General features: G+C 71.7%; 14 protein-coding genes and 1 riboswitch. Of the genes, 6 read left to right on the top strand and 8 right to left on the bottom strand.

The window, feature by feature from the left end:
* Positions 1-94 precede the first annotated feature (94 nt).
* Positions 95-307: a DUF397 domain-containing protein gene (locus tag CK485_RS09560; protein WP_109449027.1), complete on the bottom strand. Its 213-nt coding sequence runs from the start codon at positions 305-307 to the stop codon at positions 95-97.
* Complete coding sequence (locus CK485_RS09565) at positions 291-1,121, bottom strand: helix-turn-helix transcriptional regulator (protein WP_109449029.1); 831 nt, start codon at positions 1,119-1,121, stop codon at positions 291-293. The genes CK485_RS09560 and CK485_RS09565 overlap by 17 nt, the downstream gene beginning before the upstream one ends.
* A 285-nt stretch (positions 1,122-1,406) precedes the next feature.
* On the opposite strand from CK485_RS09565, the gene CK485_RS09570 reads away from it, so the two are divergent.
* Both CK485_RS09570 and CK485_RS09575 read left to right on the top strand, forming a co-directional pair.
* Positions 1,407-1,706, top strand: coding sequence for a hypothetical protein (locus CK485_RS09570; protein ID WP_109449031.1), 300 nt, complete (start codon positions 1,407-1,409; stop codon positions 1,704-1,706).
* A 401-nt stretch (positions 1,707-2,107) separates the two neighbouring features.
* Positions 2,108-2,962, top strand: coding sequence for a phosphotransferase (locus CK485_RS09575; RefSeq protein WP_109449033.1), 855 nt, complete (start codon positions 2,108-2,110; stop codon positions 2,960-2,962).
* Positions 2,963-3,198: 236 nt separating this feature from the next.
* Here the strand turns inward: CK485_RS09575 and CK485_RS09580 are convergent, their stop codons facing one another.
* The 3 genes from CK485_RS09580 to CK485_RS09590 form a co-directional block, all read right to left on the bottom strand.
* Positions 3,199-3,597 (bottom strand): nuclear transport factor 2 family protein, encoded by a 399-nt coding sequence (locus CK485_RS09580; protein ID WP_109449035.1) that lies wholly within the window; start codon positions 3,595-3,597, stop codon positions 3,199-3,201.
* Positions 3,598-3,611: 14 nt separating this feature from the next.
* The gene (locus CK485_RS09585; protein WP_109449037.1) at positions 3,612-4,460 is read right to left on the bottom strand and encodes an alpha/beta fold hydrolase; all 849 of its coding nucleotides are present in this window, start codon (positions 4,458-4,460) and stop codon (positions 3,612-3,614) included.
* A 71-nt stretch (positions 4,461-4,531) separates the two neighbouring features.
* Positions 4,532-5,002: a helix-turn-helix domain-containing protein gene (locus tag CK485_RS09590; RefSeq protein WP_109449039.1), complete on the bottom strand. Its 471-nt coding sequence runs from the start codon at positions 5,000-5,002 to the stop codon at positions 4,532-4,534.
* Positions 5,003-5,185: 183 nt separating this feature from the next.
* Positions 5,186-5,306, top strand: a riboswitch (cobalamin riboswitch).
* 28 nt (positions 5,307-5,334) lie between these two features.
* On the opposite strand from CK485_RS09590, the gene cobN reads away from it, so the two are divergent.
* The 4 genes from cobN to CK485_RS09610 all read left to right on the top strand — a co-directional run bounded on the left by cobN (position 5,335) and on the right by CK485_RS09610 (position 14,437).
* Positions 5,335-8,940 carry a cobaltochelatase subunit CobN gene (gene cobN, locus CK485_RS09595; protein ID WP_109449041.1) on the top strand — a complete coding sequence of 1,202 codons (3,606 nt, stop codon included), beginning with the start codon at positions 5,335-5,337 and terminating at the stop codon, positions 8,938-8,940.
* Between the two features lie 128 nt (positions 8,941-9,068).
* Positions 9,069-9,794, top strand: a complete 726-nt coding sequence (locus CK485_RS09600) for a hypothetical protein (RefSeq protein WP_109449043.1) — start codon at positions 9,069-9,071, stop codon at positions 9,792-9,794.
* An 8-nt stretch (positions 9,795-9,802) separates the two neighbouring features.
* Entirely contained in the window at positions 9,803-13,774 is a 3,972-nt protein-coding gene (locus CK485_RS09605) for a DUF6531 domain-containing protein (protein WP_109449045.1), read from the top strand.
* 123 nt (positions 13,775-13,897) lie between these two features.
* Complete coding sequence (locus tag CK485_RS09610; RefSeq protein WP_241968255.1) at positions 13,898-14,437, top strand: SMI1/KNR4 family protein; 540 nt, start codon at positions 13,898-13,900, stop codon at positions 14,435-14,437.
* A gap of 12 nt (positions 14,438-14,449) precedes the next feature.
* Here CK485_RS09610 and CK485_RS09615 read toward each other — a convergent pair whose 3' ends face one another.
* The 3 genes from CK485_RS09615 to CK485_RS09625 are packed head-to-tail and all read right to left on the bottom strand — an operon-like array spanning position 14,450 to position 16,064.
* The gene (locus CK485_RS09615) at positions 14,450-15,211 is read right to left on the bottom strand and encodes a class I SAM-dependent methyltransferase (RefSeq protein ID WP_109449047.1); all 762 of its coding nucleotides are present in this window, start codon (positions 15,209-15,211) and stop codon (positions 14,450-14,452) included.
* Between the two features lie 18 nt (positions 15,212-15,229).
* Complete coding sequence (locus CK485_RS09620; RefSeq protein ID WP_109449049.1) at positions 15,230-15,583, bottom strand: DUF742 domain-containing protein; 354 nt, start codon at positions 15,581-15,583, stop codon at positions 15,230-15,232.
* Between the two features lie 58 nt (positions 15,584-15,641).
* Entirely contained in the window at positions 15,642-16,064 is a 423-nt protein-coding gene (locus CK485_RS09625; protein WP_109449051.1) for a roadblock/LC7 domain-containing protein, read from the bottom strand.
* Positions 16,065-16,086: the final 22 nt, after the last annotated feature.

Genomic DNA, 16,086 nt, shown 5'->3' on the forward strand with positions numbered 1-16,086 from the left:
GGCGAACGGGTGCAGGCCCGCCCGTGCGGCGCGGGAACTTTGAAACGGCCCCGCCCGGCGTGCCGGACGGGGCCGCAGTACGGCTCAGCAGACGCTAGGCGGCACCTATCTCCCCGCGCTTCACCGCGTCCGTGAACGACGCCCACGCGGCCGGAGAGAAGGCCAGGGCGGGACCGTGCGGATCCTTGCTGTCACGGACCGGCACGACACCGGACAGGCCCGTCCCCATCTCGACGCAGTTACCGCCATTCGGGCCGCTGTAACTGCTCTTGCGCCACGTCACGGGCAAATCACTTGCTCTGCTCATGGCTGAGTCCTTCCAGGTGCTCGCGGATCAGGTCGGCAGACGCCTCAGGCGATTTGGCGACGGCCCTCAACAGATCATAGGTTCGAGCGCCTTCGACGACTTCCTGAGCGTCCAGCGCCGCCCGGCCCTGGGAGAAGCCGTCCACCCACAGGACGTCCGCCCCCTCCGCGAAGCTCATCATGCTGAACGGCCCGTTCAGTCCCGGATGGGCGGCGCACTTCCTCTCGATCAACTGAATGACCGTGCGGGGGTGCTGCCCCGCCTCCAGAAGCTTCTCTAGTTGCGCCCGCATGACGGCCGGGCCCCCGATGTGGCGTTCCAGGACGTATTCATCGATCACGAACCACGTGCGCGGCCGGTCCTCACGCGTGAGGATGTCCTGCCTGGTCATCCGGGCCGCGACGAGGTCGTCAAGGTTGTCCGGTCGTACGACGCTGAGCACCGCTCGCGCGTACCCCTCGGTCTGGAGAAGGCCCGGAATGACCTGCCCCTCAAAGGACCGGATGGACGTGGCTGCCCGCTCAAGCTCCACGTACGGCAGGAACCAGCCAGGGTAGGCGTAACGGATCACCAGTGGGAGCAGCCTCCCGAAGTGGCCGTCCGTGTCGAACGCGAGGTCCAGGTCCCTGGCCAGGTCGGCCGACGGGACGCGTTCCCCGGACTCGATGTAGCTGATCATCGCCTGCGTGGTGTGCGCCGCCTTGGCCGTCTTCGACTGCGACCAGCCCGCCTTGTTGCGGACGCGCTGTAACTCGGTGCCGAAGAACGCCAGCAGCGATGGCGCCGCTTCCGTAGCTTTGGCCTCAACTGTCATGTGTGCGACCTCCGTTCATAACTTCCCGGCAGTTATGGATCAGGCTCTGTTCAGCGTAGGCACACACCCGTCACCGTTGAAGGGAAGTCGTTAATCCTCATCGGATCGAGGTACGTACGTGAGCACGCTTTCCGGAACCATCGCGCCGTCACCCCGCCGGCCGTTCCGCATAGACGGTCGTCTCGCGGGCGTTCGGGAGGCAGCACGGCTCGAGCGGGATTGGCCGGTGGCGCCGGTCCGCCTTGATCGGACTCAGGCTGGGCAGGTCGCAAAGGAAGTAGAACGGTGAACGACTGGATGCCCGCTGTCGGGCAACCGGTGAAGGACACGGCTCATGACCGCGTGGGCGAGTTCCAGGCCTTCGAGCAAGGTCGGGTCTTCCTACGCCCCATCGGTGGCGGCCGCGAATGGACCACGAGTCCGGACGGTATCGAGCCGATGAGCAGAAGCGAGATCCTCAACGCCCGCGTCGCCGTCGCGAACAGGCGGAGCCGAAAGGAGTCGCCCACCGTGAAGCTTCTGGAGATCGGTGACCGTATGGGACAGCAGGCGGGGAGTGGGAAGGGCGGTGGCATCGATGGCTGATTGGGGCGACCGGTTGTTCGGGACCACGTTTCTGGCGGTCGCGTTCGGCACGTCCGGCCTTCTGGCCGGGTGGTTCCTCCACCGGCTCTAGAAGACTCCCGCCCCTCACCGGATGGGCTTCCCGGACTCCCCTGACGGGTTGGACCCGGTGAGGGGCGGGGCATCGGAATCCGCCTCAGGAACCACACCGGTTCCGCGACAGGGCGAGCACTCAGAAGACGGATCTCCAGGAAGGGAAAGCCATGAAGCCGTGGGTTCTGGGAGAGTGTGACCACGACTGGGTGGGGTGGAGCGGGAAGGTCCGCTGTCGCAAGTGCGGGGCGACCCAGTAGTCAGCAGGTGGGAGCGGTGGGAGGGGCTGGAGCGGTCCGGCTCCTCCCACCGGCGAAGGGGAGGGTGGAGTGGTCACGCGAGTCACCTGGGACGAGTTGCCGCCAGGACTGCGCGAATGCGTCGAACGGCGCACGGGGAAGGTGACGCGGGCTGAGGTGGTCGGCACGGGGCTGAATTGTTCGGTCGCGCTGACTCTGGTCACCAAACGAAACGGGACCCTCTTCCTCAAGGGTGTGCACGAATCCGACGCGACGGGCCTTGAGGGTCTGAACAACGAGGAGATCGTCAACCAGACGGTGGCCGGCATCGGCCCGATGATTCGCCACACATTCGACGTCGACGGCTGGCACTGCCTGGCATTCGTCTACATTCGGGGGAACCACGCGGACCTCGGACCTGGTTCCCCGGACCTGGATTCCGTGCGCTCGACCATCAACCGGATGCGGTCTCTGAGCGGAGACAGTTTGTGGCTGGCCCGCTCGGGGGCCCGGATTCCCCAGCTCTCCGAAAGGCTGGCCGCATACCTGTCGGCTGAAGAGGCGGCACACTTACGGGGAAACACCCTTCTGCACACCGACACGAACCCGCACAACATCATTGTCTCCAGGCCGGGCGGAGAGGTGTACGTCATCGACTGGGCCATGCCCGCGCTCGGCCCCGCCTGGGTGGACGCGGCTTGTACGGCGGTGCGGTTGATGGAATGCGGCCATGAACCCGCGAGTGCGGTCGAATGGTTGGCGCCGTTGCCCCATTGGAGGCGGGCGAACCCGAAGGCGGTGGAAGCGTTCGTGAACGCGACCTGCCGCCAGTGGTCGGCCACCGTAGGGGAAAAGGACGCGGAACCGAGCAACAACCGCTTCCGCGCGCTGCTGGGATTTCCTCATGAGCCCCCGAATGCCTTGGGGCCCAGGGGCCGCGCTTGATATACACGCGGAGGCGATGTGTCGTGAGTCGCCCGCATGCAGAAGGCCGGTGAGCAGCCGGCTCCTCGGGCCCACCGGCGGCCCCGCCGCATGCCTGCCGGTGACGACGCACAGCACGGAGACGACGGCCGCGGCGGACACCAGGACCCAGCGGACCCGGCAGGTCCCCCCACCACGACAGGCCCACCTCGCGGCGCGAACCCTGCGCGGCGGTCGGCGCCGCGCGCCGGGGGTGGTCACATCACCGCGTCGGTCCGGAGCGGGCCCGCGGTGACGCGGAGGGTCCGTACGCGGACCGGGTCCTCCCGGTCGAGAGTGAAGATGTGCGTGAACGGTGCGACCACCACCCGGTCCGGCTCGCTCTTCCTCGCCATGGTCGCCTCGCCGCGCAGCAACCGGACGCCGTGGTCGGCGGTCCAGTACTCCAGGACCTCATGGGTGATGTCCAGCGGCGCGTCGATCTTCACGAAGAACGCCTTGATGGCCTCGGCACCGTGTACGTGCGCGGTGCCGAAGTACATATCGGTGTCCTCGGTCAGGGGCGCGAACCCCTCGCCGAAGTCCAGGGTGTCGATGGCGTCCATGAACCTCAGGACCCAGTCGGGTACGGCTCTCGAATGTGCGGTGCCTGTCATGGGGGGCCTCCTGGTCAGGCCGCGGCGGGCAGGGCGGCGAGGAAGGCGTCGATCTCGGCGTTGACGGCCTGGGGGTTCTCCCGCGCGGCGAGGTGCGCCGTGTGCCGCAGTACGCGGAAGGTGCTGCCCTCGATGGCGTCGGCCATCTTCCGCACCACGTGCACGGGGAACTGGCTGTCCTCCTCGCCCGCGATGATCAGGACGGGCACGTTCCGGATGGTGCCCAGGCGGCGGTGCTCGTCCTTGCGGCCGATCAGGATGCCGCGCAGCGCCCAGGCGACCGACTTCGGATCGTCCCGCAGCACGAAGTCGATGAACTCGGTGAACTCGGCGTTGCCGGCCTCGGCCGTGGGACCGGCGAACGCGGCGCGAGCGGCCTTTGCGGCCAGCGGCGGCATCTTCGCGTGCAACGAGAGATAGGCGGACAGCGCGGTGGCCCAGACGCTCTCGAACGTCGTGGGCAGCGAGGCGGTGCAGTTGATGCCGATCGCCGCGGTGGTGCGTTCCGGGTGGTAGGCGGGGAAGACCCCGGCGAGCATGCCGCCCCAGCTGTTGCCCACCAGGACGCACCTGTCGATGCCGAGCGCGTCGAGGATCTCCACGAGCACGTCGGCGCAGTCCTTGAGGTCGATGAGCTTGCGCAGAGCGTCGGACTTGCCGTGCCCGGGGCTGTCGACGAGGACGACGCGGTGGGTGGGGGCGAAGTGCTCGTACTGGTACCGCCACATGGTGCCGTCCATCATCAGGCTGGGCCAGCACACCATGGCCGGGCCCTCGGGACGGCCGCCGACGCGTACGTTGACGAGGCCGAGCGAGGTGGGGATCAGTGCTTCGGTGAGCTCTTCGAGCCAGTTCGCGTTCATGGTCATTCCCTTCGGGAGGGAGCATGCCTTGCGGTCACTGGTACCGTAACACTACTAGTTTCAATTCACTACTACTCACCTGATTCAGCATCACCCTCGCCGGTCGGCACCGGCCGCAGTGCCGAGGCGTCGATGGGGCGGTGGCAGTTGCTGCACGCGAGGTAGGGGTCGGTCGGCGCACCGCAGGCGGTGTGCATCAACTGGTGACGGGCGGTGCCGCCGCCCGCCGCATGCGTCTCGGCCCACCGCGTGATGGTCACGATCGCGGGGACGACGAGTTCGCGGGCGCTGCCGGTGAGCCGGTACTCGTACCACGGCTTGTCCGGCCGATAGGCGTGCTTCGTGAGCAGGCCCAGCTCGGTCAGGCTGTTCAGGCGCGCGGTGAGGATGTTCGCCGAGATGCCCAGGGCCCGCTTGAGCTCGCCGAACCGCCCTACGCCGAAGAACACCTCCCGCAGGATCTGGTAGTTCCAGCGCTCGGAGATCGCGGCCAGGAACTCCTGCCCGTTCTGAAAGGTGACGTGACTCCCGCGATCGGACACGGCTTCTCCGTTTCCCGTGAGGTGGGGGCGTGGACGGTGTGGTTCCGGAATGCAAGTAGTTGCCTGGTGCCACTGTAGGCCGGGTCCGCGGCGGGAGCCCGGTGAGTCGCCTCACGACGAGAGCGGCCCCGCGAGGAGGCCCGCCTCCGGTGCCCCGCCGTGCCCGCGCCGCCCCGTCGTTAAGATGCTCGTGCCCAGGACGGCTCTGGGGGAGGAAACCGGTGCGAGTCCGGTGCGGTCCCGCCACTGTCACCCCGTTCGACCGGGGGAGCCAGGAACTCCCGCCGTCCCTCTCCCACCCGGGGCGCGGACCCCGAGGAAGGCACGCCGCCGTGATCCTGCTGCTGTCCACCTCCGACACCGACCTGCTGAGCGCGCGCGCCGCCGAGGGGCCGGTTTCCTACCGGTGGGCCAACCCGGCGCGGCTGGACCTGGACGCGCTACCGGGACTGCTGGAGGGCACCGACCTCGTCGTCGTGCGTCTGCTGGGCGGGGTGCGGGCCTGGCAGGAGGGGCTCGACCTGCTGCTGGCCGGGCCGCGCCCGGTCGTCGTGCTCACCGGCGAACAGGCCCCCGACGCCCAGCTGATGGCGGCGTCCACGGTGCCGGTGGGCATCGCCGCCGAGGCGCACGCCTACCTCGCACACGGCGGCCCGGGCAACCTCGGGCAGCTCGCCCGCTTCCTGTCCGACACCGTGCTGCTGACCGGCCACGGCTTCGAACCGCCGAGCCCCGCGCCGAGTTGGGGCGCGCTGGAGCGCGAAGCGCGCGGCGCCGAAGGCCCCGAGGTCGCCGTCCTGTACTACCGCGCCCATCACATGAGCGGCAACACCGGCTTCGTGGACGCCCTGTGCCGCGCGATCGAGGACGCGGGCGGGCGGCCCAAGCCCCTGTACGTCGCCTCGCTGCGCGCGCCCGAGCCGGAGTTGCTGGCCGCGCTCGGCACCGCCGACGCGATCGTGACCACCGTGCTTGCGGCCGGCGGCACACGGCCCGCCGACGCCTCGGCCGGCGGCGACGAGGAAGCGTGGGACGCGGGCGCGCTGGCCTCCCTCGACGTGCCCGTGCTCCAGGCGCTGTGCCTGACCGGGCCGCGTACCGCGTGGGAGGAGAACGACGAGGGGCTCTCCCCGCTGGACGCGGCGACCCAGGTCGCGGTGCCGGAGTTCGACGGACGGCTGATCACCGTGCCGTTCTCCTTCAAGGAGATCGACGCCGACGGCCTGCCCTCCTACGTCGCCGACCCCGAACGCGCCGCCCGCGTCGCCGGGATCGCGGTGCGCCACGCCCGCCTGCGCCACATCCCGGTGGCCGCCAGGCGCCTCGCCCTCGTGCTGTCCGCGTACCCCACGAAGCACTCGCGCATCGGCAACGCGGTCGGTCTGGACACCCCTGCCAGCGCGGTGGCGCTGCTGCGCAGGCTGCGGGCGGACGGCTGGGACTTCGGCGGCGACGACATCCCCGGGCTCGTCTCGGGCGACGGCGACGAGCTGATCCGCGAGCTGATCGAGGCCGGCGGCCACGACCAGGAGTGGCTGACCGAGGAGCAGCTCGCCCGCAACCCGGTGCGCGTCCCGGCCGCCGACTACCGCCGCTGGTTCGCCCAACTGCCCCGGGAGTTGCGGGAGTCGGTGGAGGAACACTGGGGGCCCGCGCCCGGCGAGATGTTCGTGGACCGCAGCCGCAACCCCGAGGGCGACATCGTGCTGGCCGCGCTGCGGTACGGCAACCTGCTCGTGCTCATCCAGCCCCCGCGCGGTTTCGGCGAGAATCCCATCGCCATCTACCACGACCCCGACCTGCCGCCGTCCCACCACTACCTGGCCGCCTACCGCTGGATCGCCGCGCGGCGCGAGGAGGGCGGCTTCGGCGCCGACGCGATGGTGCACCTGGGCAAGCACGGCAACCTGGAGTGGCTGCCGGGCAAGAACGCGGGCCTGTCCGCCGCCTGCGGTCCCGACGCGGCCCTCGGCGACCTGCCGCTGGTCTACCCGTTCCTGGTCAACGATCCCGGCGAGGGCACGCAGGCCAAGCGCCGCGCGCACGCCACGCTCGTGGACCACCTGGTGCCGCCGATGGCCCGCGCCGACTCCTACGGCGACATCGCGCGCCTGGAGCAACTCCTCGACGAGCACGCCTCGATCGCCGCGATGGACCCGGCCAAGCTGCCCGCGATCCGCTCGCAGATCTGGACGCTGATCCAGGCCGCCAAGCTCGACCACGACCTCGGGCTGGACGACCGGCCGCACGACGCGGAGTTCGACGACTTCCTGCTGCACGTCGACGGCTGGCTGTGCGAGATCAAGGACGCCCAGATCCGCGACGGCCTGCACGTGCTGGGCCAGGCGCCGACCGGCCCGGAGCGGGTCAACCTCGTGCTGGCCATCCTGCGCGCCCGCCAGATCTGGGGCGGCAGCGCGGCGCTGCCCGGCCTGCGCGAGGCGCTCGGCCTGGACGAGTCGGCCGCCACGCGCACCGACGCCGACGACGCGGAGGCCCGCGCCCGCGAGCTGGTCGAGGCGATGGAGGCGGCGGGCTGGGACCCGGCCGCCGTCGAACGCGTCGCCGCCGGGCAGCCGGAGGCGGCCGGCCGCGTGCTGGACTTCGCCGCCCGGCAGGTCGTCCCGCGCCTGGATCGCACCGGCGACGAGATCGAGGCGGCCGTGCACGCGCTCAACGGCGGCTTCGTGCCCGCCGGTCCGTCCGGCTCGCCGCTTCGCGGTCTGGTCAACGTGCTGCCGACCGGCCGCAACTTCTACTCCGTCGACCCCAAGGCGATCCCCAGCCGCCTCGCCTGGGACACCGGGCAGGCGCTCGCCGACTCCCTGCTGGAGCGCTACCGCACCGACAACGGCGACTGGCCGCGCTCGGTCGGCCTGTCGCTGTGGGGGACGAGCGCGATGCGCACCGCCGGTGACGACGTCGCCGAGGCGCTGGCGCTGCTGGGCGTGCGGCCGGTGTGGGACGACGCCTCCCGGCGTGTGACGGGCGTGGAGGCCATCCCGGCGAAGGAGCTGGGCCGCCCGCGCGTGGACGTCACGTTGCGCATCTCCGGCTTCTTCCGGGACGCCTTCCCGCACGTCGTCGCGCTGCTGGACGACGCGGTGCGGCTGGTCGCGGCGCTGGAGGAGCCGGACGACGCCAACTTCCTGCGCGCGCACGCCCGGGCGGACCTCGCCGCCCACGGCGACGAACGCCGCGCGACCACCCGCATCTTCGGCTCCCGGCCCGGCACGTACGGGGCGGGCCTGCTCCAGCTCATCGACAGCCGCGACTGGCGCACCGACGCCGACCTCGCGGAGGTCTACACGGCGTGGGGCGGCTACGCCTACGGCCGCGACCTGGCCGGACGCCCGGCCCGCGAGGAGATGGAGAGCGCGTACAGGCGGATCGCGGTGGCCGCGAAGAACACCGACACCCGCGAGCACGACATCGCCGACTCCGACGACTACTTCCAGTACCACGGCGGCATGGTCGCCACCGTCCGCGCGCTGTCCGGCCGCGCGCCGCAGGCGTACATCGGCGACAGCACCCGCCCGGAGACGGTGCGCACCCGCACGCTCGTCGAGGAGACCTCGCGGGTCTTCCGGGCCCGGGTGGTCAACCCCCGCTGGATCGAGGCGATGAAGCGCCACGGCTACAAGGGCGCCTTCGAACTGGCCGCGACCGTGGACTACTTGTTCGGCTACGACGCGACGACCGGCGTGGTCGCCGACTGGATGTACGACAAGCTCGCCCAGACCTACGTCCTGGACGAGGACAACCGTGCCTTCCTCCAGGACGCCAACCCCTGGGCCCTGCACGGCATGGCGGAACGCCTCCTGGAGGCGGAGTCCCGCGGCATGTGGGCCAAGCCCGACCCGTCGACGCTGGAGGCGCTGCGGCAGGTCTTCCTGGAGACGGAGGGCGAGTTGGAGGGCGGCGAGGACGCCTCGTGAGCCGTGGTGCCGGCCCCAACCGTGCCGTCTTGCAACGAAACTGACGCGACGCCAGGACATTCCCCCCGCCCCCGGCAGTGCGATAATCACTAAGTCATGCGCGCTGTAGGGGAACGGGGGACGGACGCATGTCGATCAACCTGCCGCACTGGCTCGCCGAGGTCGTCAACATCCTGGGCTTCAACTGGCCGGAGATAGACGAGGACCAACTGCGCGAGGCGGCGAAGAACCTGCGCTCGTACGCGCAGGACTGCGAGTCCTCGCACAACGTCACGCACGGTGTCGTCACCGGCGACCTGCCGCAGGTCTACGCCGCCCAGTCGTACACCGCGCTGGCCGAGCTGTGGGGCGGCAGGACGCAGAACCACATGAAGGACCTCATCGAGGTGTGCCGGCTGCTCGCCGACGCACTCGACGTGGCCGCGCTCGGCGTCGAGGGCATGAAGGACGAATGCCTGGTCCAGCTCGGGGTGGCCGCGGGCGAGCTGATCGGCGACCAGATCGGCGCGGTCTTCACCCTGGGCCTGTCCGAGGCGGCGGCCGCCGCCGAGATCGAGCTGCAGAACCGGCTGCTCGACGGAATACTCCAACGCTTCGAGCAGGAGGTCGTCGGCGTGCTGGTCGGCAAGATGACCGGCCCGCTCAAGGAGCAGGTCGACCGGGCCGTGGAGAAGCTGCTGTTCGAGGAGGTCGCCCACCTCGCGGTCGGCGGCCCGCCGCCGGGCCTGAAGCTCGACACCGGCGCGATGCGCGTCCACGCGGGGACCATCGGCGACCAGGTGGACGCCAACCTCAGCGGCGGCCGGACGTTCGCCTCGAAGATGTCCGCCCTGTCCTTCACCACCGGAGGCTGACCGCCGCCGTGAGCGACTTCGTCAGCAAACTGGTCAAGCCCACCGTCGAGTTCATCGACCACATCGCCACCAAGGTCCCGCAGGCGCTGGCCAAGGGCCACCACCGCATCTCCCAGTACGTGCACAAGGCCGCCGACGACTTCGACAAGGCGGAGGACGACCTGGCCGGCGAGGCCGGGTCGCTGGACCACCACACGCCCGGCACCCATCGGGACCCCGAGGACGTCGGGGGCGTCGGCTCGTCGGCCGCCTCCCGGGCCGCGAGCGGCGAGCGGTCCGCGTCGGACGCCGCCAGGAACGCGGGGCGCACCGCGGACGGCGAGCACCCCGGCGAGCCCGGCGGGCTGCGTTCGGGGGCGGACGGCAGGCGAGCCATCCCCGGCGACGAGAAGCACTGCGAGACCGACCCGGTCGACGTCGTCACCGGCGAGATGCTGATGCCCGCGGTGGACGTCCGGCTGCCCGGCGCGCTGGAGCTGGTGCTGGAACGCACCCATCTGTCGTCCTACCGGCACGGCACCTGGTTCGGTCCCACCTGGGCCTCCACGCTCGACCAGCGGCTCCAGCTCGACGCCGACGGGGTGGTGTTCGCCTGCGCCGACGGCATGCTCCTGGAGTACCCGCCGCCCGGCCCCGGCCGGCCGGTCCTGCCGGTGCGCGGGCCCCGGATGCCGCTGGCCTGGAGCGGGGTGCCCGGCGACCCGATGCGGGTGGGCGACCCGCGCACCGGCCGCACCCTGGTCTTCGGCGACCCCCGCCCGGCCCCCGGCGTGCCCGGCGGTGTGGTCCTCAGGCTCACCGGCGTCGAGGACCGCAACGACCGCGGCATCGACGTCACCTGGGCCCCGGACGACACCCCGGCCCTGATATCCCACCACGGCGGCTACCGGGTCGCCGTGGACCGGCACCCCACGCTGCCGCGCGTCACCGGCTTCCGGCTGCTGGACACCGAGGGGCCCGGCACCGAGACCGTGCTGGCCCGCTTCGGCTACGACGCCGCGGGCGACCTCACCGAGATCGTCAACTCCTCCGGCCTGCCGGCCCGTCTGGCCTACGACGAACGCCACCGCGTCACCGGGTGGACCGACCGCAACGGCACGCGCTACACCTACGCCTACGACGACGCGGGCCGGGTCGTGCGGACCGAGGGCAGCGAGGGCCGCATGTCGGGCACCTTCGCGTACGAGGCCCGCACCACGCGCTTCACCGACTCGCTGGGCGCCACCACCACCTACGAGTGCAACGACGCCCACCGCCTGGTGCGGACGACCGACCCGCTCGGCAACGCCACCGTGCGGGAGTGGGACGAGGAGAACCGGGCGACCACCGCGATCACCGACGCCCTGGGCCACACCACGCGCTTCACCTACGACGCCGCGGGCAACCTCACCGCCGTCGTCCACCCCGACGGCTCCCGCGCCGAAGTGGCGTACAACGAACTGCGTCTGCCGGTGGCGGTCACCGACGCGGGCGGCGGGGTGTGGCGCACCGAGTACGACGAGCGTGGCAACCGGACGGCCTCGGTCGATCCCACGGGCGCCCGGGCGGAGTTCGAGCGCGACGCGCACGGCTGCCTGGTCGCCGCCACCGACCCGCTGGGGGCGCGCTACGAGGTGGTCAACAACGCCGCCGGGCTCCCGGTGGCGTTCACCGACGCCCTCGGCCGCCGCACCACCGCCCGCCGGGACGCCTTCGGCCGGGTGGTCGAGGCGACCGACGCCCTCGGCCATGTCGTCCGCTTCGGCTGGAGGGTCGAGGGGCAGGTCACGTGGTGCGAACGGGCCGACGGGCGCCGGGAGACCTGGGAGCACGACGCCGAGGGCAACGTGGTGGCCCACACCGACAGCGCGGGCCACACCACCACCTACGCCGCCTCGCACTTCGACGTGCCCTCCGCGACCACCGGCCCGGACGGGGCCACGTACACCTTCGGCCACGACACCGAACTGCGGCTGACCGACGTCACCAACCCCGAAGGTCAGGTGTGGCGCTACGACTACGACGCCCGCGGGCTGCTGGTGCGCGAGTCCGACTTCTCCGGGCGGGTCCTCCAGTACGCCTACGACGCGGTCGGCAACCTCGTCTCGCGCACCGACTCCGCGGGCGCCACAGTCGGCTTCTCCCGTGACGCGCTCGGCCGGCTCGTCGAGCACCGGCACGGGGACGAGTGGACCACCTACGGCTACGACTCGGCGGGCAACCTGTGCCGTTCGGCCACCGCACACGCCGAAGTGGTGCGCGAGTTCGACGCGTTGGGCCGCGTCACCGCCGAGACCGTCAACGGCCGCACCATGCGCTACGCCTACGACGCGCTCGGCCGCCCCGTGGAACGCCGCACCCCTTCCGGTGTGGTCTCCACCTGGTCGTACGACGCCGTGGGGTTCCCGAACAGGATGGACCTCGCCGGGAACACCACCGCCTTCACCCTGGACGGACTCGGTCGGGAGACGGCGCGTTCCTTCGGCTCCGGGGTCACCGTCGAGCAGACCTGGGACCGCACCGGACGCCTCACCGGCCAGGTGCTCAGCGCGGGCGGGGCCGGCGCCCGGCGCGTCGTGCAGCAGCGCGAGTTCTCCTACCGGGCGGACGACCTGCTGACCGAGATTCGGGAACTGGTCGGCGCATCACGCGAGTTCGGCCTCGACCGGGCAGGCCGTGTCACGGCGGTGCGCGCACGCGGCTGGAGGGAGTCGTACGCGTACGACGCGCTCGGCAACCTCACCGGCGCCACCACCCCGCTGGAGCCGGCGGGCGAGGCGCCGGACGCGCCGGAGGGCGCCACCACCCGTCGCTTCGGGCGCACCCGCTACACCTACGACGCCCGTGGCCGGGTGGTGCGCGCCGCCAAACGGCTGCTCGACGGCCGCACCCGGACCCGCACCTACGCCTGGAACGCCCTGGACCAGCTGGTCGAGACCGTGACGGAGCGGGGCGAGCGATGGCGGTACGCCTACGACCCATGGGGGCGGCGCACCGCCAAGCAGCGGGTCGGCGCCGACGGAACGGTGCTGGAGAGCACCGAGTTCGCCTGGTCCGGCAGTGTGCTCGCGGAACGCACGAGCCGCGACGGGGCGACGACGACCTGGGAGTACAAGCCCGGCACCCACCGCCCCGTCGCCCAGCTCGACCGGCGCCCCGGCCAGGAGGGCACCGACGCGCGCTTCCACGCCATCGTCACCGACCTGGTCGGCACACCGACCGAACTGGTCGCCCCGGACGGCGAGATCGCCTGGCAGCGGCGCACCACCCTGTGGGGTGTCCCCGTCACCGGCCCGGACTCGGAGGCCGTCGAGTGCCCGCTGCGCTTCCCCGGCCAGTACGCGGACGACGAGACCGGCTGGAACTACAACCACTTCCGCCACTACGACCCGCAGACGGCCCAGTACACGAGCCAGGACCCGCTCGGCCTCGGCCCCGCGCCGAACCCCTCGGCCTACGTGGACAACCCGTTCGCGTCCGCCGACCCGTTCGGCCTCAAGGCCGGCTGGGAGCCGGACGACATCACCTGGGGCGGCCGGGTCACCTACGGGGCGCTCGACAGCCGCCGGGGCAACCGGGCGACCGGTGTCGAGGCCGTCATCCACAAGGACATGCTCGGCGGACACACCGACGCCCAGCCGGACCCGGCGGGCTGGGGCGACACCGGCGCGGGCTGGGACCCCGACAGGAAGTACAACCGCGGTCACCTGCTCGGCTCGCTCCTGGGCGGGTCCAACGAGGACCCCCGCAACTTCGCCACCATGCACGAGTTCGCCAACTCCCCCGTGATGCGCCACTACGAGCTGCAGATTCAGCAGGCGGTCAAGAACGGCCACATCGTGCACTACAAGGTGACGCCGGTGTACGCCAGCGACAAGGACGTCATCCCCGTCGGCCTCACCCTGGAGGCACGCAGCTCGGACGGCTTCACGTTCAAGGGTACTCCCGGGATCCCAAGACCCGGCGGGCCCTGCGCGCGGGTGAGGGCACCAACTCCGTGACCATCATGAACATCCCGAAGGACTGCTCCGGGTGACCGCGGCCGCCTCGGGCGGCGGACGGTACGATGCGGGCCGTCCGCCGTGCCCCCGACGACGCCGACCGACGACCCCAGGAGCCGCCCCGTGGACGCGTCCCTCGCCGAGCTGATCCGCCTGTACGCGCCGGCCGCCCCCGGCCGGGCCCCCGACTGGGCCGCGGCGCGGGAGGCGCTGGGCACCGCGCTGCCGGCCGACTACCGGGACCTGGTCGAGGCGTTCGGCGCGGGCCTGTTCGACGGGCACGTGTGGCTGCTGGAGCCGGGCTGCCCCGACGCCTCCCACGACCTCGTCGCGGACAACGAGGGCCGGATGGAGGATTTCGAGGACTTCTGGGAGATGGGCGAGGACAAGCCGGAGCAACTGGAGGAGGAGGGCAGCCGCCTCGTCGCCTGGGGGTCCACCTACAGCGGCGAGGTGCTGTACTGGCTGGTGCGGCCCGGCGTGGCACCGGACGCCTGGACCGTGATGGTCAACGAGTCGCGCGGCCCGCGCTGGGAACACCACGACCTGACCTGCACCGCGTTCCTCGCCGGAGTGCTGACCGGCAGGGTGCGCTCCGAAATCCTCGCCTCCCGCCTCCCGGCCCCCGGCCACTCCTTCCGCCCGGTCGGCGCGCGGGCCTGAGGCGGGCGGCCGTCAGCTTCGGGCCGCGCGCAGGCGCCAGCAGTGGCAGCTCATGGGCAACGCGAGCGTGCCGGTGTCGGTGAGCGTGCGGAAGCGGGTGCGGATCGCCTCGGCGAACTCCTCGCGGCGGTCCGGCGGTTGGGTCAGGTAGCCGCTGTACGTGGTGAACATGCCGACCAGTTCGTCGGCCGTCACCCGCGTCCGCCAGCGCACCGTGTGCGACTCCACGCCCGTGAACGGCGCGCCCTCAGGGAGCCACAGGTGCTCCGTCATGTGCTGGATCGCGCGGCCCACCCGGTCGCCGGTGCCGAGGAACTCGGCCACGAAGGCGTCGAGTTCGGCGACCCACGCGACGCCGCGGTCGCGCCGGGTCCACAGGATGCCGAGCGTGCCGCCGGGGCGCAGGACGCGGGCGATCTCCGGCAGGGCGCGCGCGGGGTCCATCCAGTGCCAGGCCGCCGAGACCAGCACCGCGTCCACCCGCGCGTCCGGCAGCGGCACCGCCTCCGCCGTGCCCTCCAGCGCGACCGCCCGCGGACAGGCCTGCGCCAGCACCTCGCGCATCCGCGGGTCCGGGTCGACCGCCACCACGTCCGCCACGCGCTCGACCAGCACCCGGGTCAGCAGGCCGGTGCCCGCGCCCAGGTCCAGCACCGCCCCGCAGCCGTCCGGCAGCAGCCAGTCGACCGCCTCGGGCGGCGGGCCCGGCCGGTAGCGGTCGTAGGCGCGGGCCGCCGCCCCGAAGGACGTGGCCAGGCCGGTGCTCTCGTTCATCGCGCTCCCCTCGGGGGCCTACAGCCCGCGTAATCCGACCAGGACCCGTTCCAGCAGCGTGATGTCCGGGACGCCCTCGGCGTGACCGGGCTGCATCACGTGGACCAGGCCGCTCTCCGCCATGTCGCCCACCAGGACCCGGGCCACGCCCAGCGGCATCTTCAGCAGCGCGGCGATCTCCGCGACCGACTTCAGTTCCACGCACAGCCGGCAGATCGCGCGCTTCTCCGGCGCGAGCCGCGCCCCGCCGTACGGCACGTGCGGGCTGGTGCTGACCAGAGCCTCGATCGCCAACTGGTAACGCGCCTGCGTCCGCCCGCCGGTGACGGCGTACGGTCGCACGAACGGTGACGACCTGTGGTCTCCACTCACGAGTGCCCATCCTTCCCCACGTGGCCGGGGCGATCGGCCATTCCCACGTTCATCCCGTTCATCCGGCCAGCGCGCCCTGCAACTCGGCGCGCACCTTCGGCGTCAGCACCTCGCCGGTGCGCTCCACCATCAGGGTCATCTCGTAACCCACCAGCTTCAGGTCGCAGTTGGGCGAGGACAGGACCGCCAGCACCGAGCCGTCGCTGATCGCCGCCACGAACAGGTAGCCGTGCTGCATCTCCACCACGGTCCTGGTCACGGACCCGGCGTCGAAGACGTTCGCCGCCCCCGTCGTCAGCCCGGCGAGCCCGGAGGCCACCGCCGCCAGCTGGTCGCCGCGCTCCTTCGGCAGCGCCTGCGACGCGGCGAGCTGGACCCCGTCCGAGGAGACCACCACCGCGTGCGCGACTCCGGGGACGCGGTCCACGAACCTGGCGATCAGCCAGTTCAGGTTCTGCGCCGCCTCGCTCAGCTCGGCCATGGGGACTCCTAGGTATCGACGT

This window comes from Streptomyces sp. ICBB 8177, from assembly GCF_003144095.1.
GTDB lineage: Bacteria > Actinomycetota > Actinomycetes > Streptomycetales > Streptomycetaceae > Streptantibioticus_D.